This is a genomic window from Polaromonas sp. P1_E1_2 (assembly GCF_056406035.1).
The window spans coordinates 1-2,120 of sequence record NZ_JBFUAZ010000684.1 but is presented as its reverse complement, the minus strand read 5'-3'; the positions used below and the strand labels follow the sequence as shown (position 1 = coordinate 2,120).

General features: G+C 62.4%; 2 protein-coding genes and 1 tRNA gene. 1 reads left to right on the top strand and 2 read right to left on the bottom strand.

Translation table 11 applies throughout. From position 1 onward, the window contains the following. Positions 1-14: 14 nt before the first annotated feature. Positions 15-884, bottom strand: coding sequence for a c-type cytochrome (locus tag AC1D1P_RS21695; protein ID WP_477668845.1), 870 nt, complete (start codon positions 882-884; stop codon positions 15-17). 232 nt (positions 885-1,116) lie between these two features. Here AC1D1P_RS21695 and AC1D1P_RS21690 point away from each other — a divergent pair. Continuing rightward, positions 1,117-1,192: transfer RNA gene (locus AC1D1P_RS21690), tRNA-Arg, on the top strand. Positions 1,193-1,299: 107 nt separating this feature from the next. Here AC1D1P_RS21690 and AC1D1P_RS21685 read toward each other — a convergent pair. Continuing rightward, the coding region (locus tag AC1D1P_RS21685; RefSeq protein WP_477674396.1) for a LysR family transcriptional regulator at positions 1,300-2,120 on the bottom strand (821 nt) is incomplete at its 5' end.

Below are 2,120 nucleotides of genomic sequence, written 5' to 3'. Positions count from 1 at the left end.
GTGCACGACAGCGTTTACTTGGACGTATTGACCATGTACTGCACCACGGCCTTGATTTCACCATCGGAGGCGGCCGAGCCGCCCTTGGGAGGCATGGCGCCCTTACCTTTGATGGCGCTGGCTGTCAGTGCCTCGACACCTGCGGAAATCCGGGGAGCCCATGCAGCCTTGTCGCCCAGCTTGGGTGCATTGGCAACGCCGGCCACGTGGCAGGCTGCGCAGACCTGGCCATACAGCGCAGGTGCGGCACCACCGGCTGCAGCCGGCGTTGCACCGGCGGCTGGCGCTGCCGTCTTGTTGGCTGCAGCGAGTGCGGCGACCACATCTGCGGACGGTGCGGCGGCTGCGGCTGCAGGTGCCGTAGCGGCAGCAGCTGCCGGGGCGGCTGGCTCCGCAAACTTGCCGCCTGCGGCAGCCGTCATGTAAACCACTGCACGGCCAATTTCGACGTCTTCAAAATCACCGCCGCCCTGGGCTCCCATGGCGCCTTTGCCCTTCAGGGCGGAATGCCAGAGCGCGTCAAAACCGGTCTTGATACGGGCTGCCCAGGCACCCGTATCGCCAAACTTCGGCGCACCGGCTGCACCCGTGCCATGGCAAGTCACGCACTGCGCCTTGTAGACCTCTTCGCCGGACTTCAGCGGACGGTTGGCATCACGGATTTCAACCGCGCCGATCTTCTGGATGCGCTGCGCAACCGCCTTGGCGCCTTCGTCCGCACCCGCAGCTGGCTTGTTGGCCGAAGCGACGTAATACACCAGGCCGATGATGGCGAAAACAGGAACGACAAAAGAGAAAAAAACCGCAGCCAGCAGTTGCTGGGGGGTCTTGATGGGGCCAGTATGGGCTTCTTCGTGGGCCGTGGTGTGGTCGTTTGCGCTCATGGCGTCCTCAAAAAACTAAGAATCGGGGGGCTATCGCGTGGTGATATGGCGCTCTTGGGCAGCGCTTGCTCAGCAACCTCACATTATAACTGGGGGCTTGCAGAGGCCGGGGAGCGTCACGGCCGGCTGGTAGAATCGGAGACGTTGCGCGGCGTGAATCGCCCGCGCAGTGCAAATTGCCCTGATTTTGCGCCCCTCGGCCGCGAATCCGGCGCAGACCGTTTCCAGYGTTGCGGCTGTAGCTCAGTGGATAGAGTATTGGCCTCCGAAGCCAAGGGTCGTGGGTTCGATCCCCGCCAGCCGCACCAATCATGGTTTTTCTTGTTTGCCGTTGTCGCGCAGGCACGCCGCAGCGTTTCAAAGCCCAACTGCACTGAAATTCGTCACGGTGAAGCGACTGGCGGGTTCTATTATTCTAGGCAGCCAAAGCAAGTGATGCGATCAATTCCCTGAGCCATTGCTGCACCTGATGTGCATCGTTCCGTCGGTGCCAGATGAGGTCGAAGACGACTTCTGGCAACGCAACAGGCGGCGGAAACAAGACCAGCTTGCGCAGAGCCGGGGATTTGAGGGCCACGCGCTTCATCACCGTGGCCGTGGTATCTGTCTGGGCCACCACCGCGGGCGCGGCAAACATCTGCGGAAGCGTCAGTGCGAGGGTGCGGCGCTTCCCCAGCCCGGCCAGCGCCTCGTCAACCAGGCCATGGCGATCACCCTCAGGTGACACGAGCACATGAGGCAGCGCAAGAAATGCCTTCAGACCCATGCTTCGCTTCGCTGCCGGGTTGTCCCGGCGAACGATGGTCACGAACTCGTCTCTCAGAACAGGCCGTGTCAATATCCGTCTCTCTGCATGGGTCGGCGGGACGCCAACTGCCGCATCAATCGTTCCTGCGTCCAGCATGTCGACCGCACTATCCCGATTGTTAATCGCGTGCACGCTCAGCGATATTCCCGGCGCCGCGCGCGCCAGCTCCCTGACAAGTGCGGGCAGCAATACGAAAGCCGGATAGTCGGACAGTCCAAGGTTGAACACCAGAGATGCCTGCTCGGGCTCGAAGTCCGGCTCCTGCACGAGAGCTGTCTTGATTTGCCGCAGTGCTTGCGACACGGGTCCCACGATTTCCCTGGCACGCGCTGTCGGCAGAAGTCCTTCTGCGCTGCGCAGGAACAGCGGGTCGCCAAACAACGTTCGCAGACGTGACAGCGCGGCACTCATGGCAGGTTGGCTCACGC

Excerpts from the sequence above, each read along its gene's own strand:
- AC1D1P_RS21695 (WP_477668845.1), bottom strand. The coding sequence starts at position 884 with ATGAGCGCAAACGACCACACCACGGCCCACGAAGAAGCCCATACTGGC.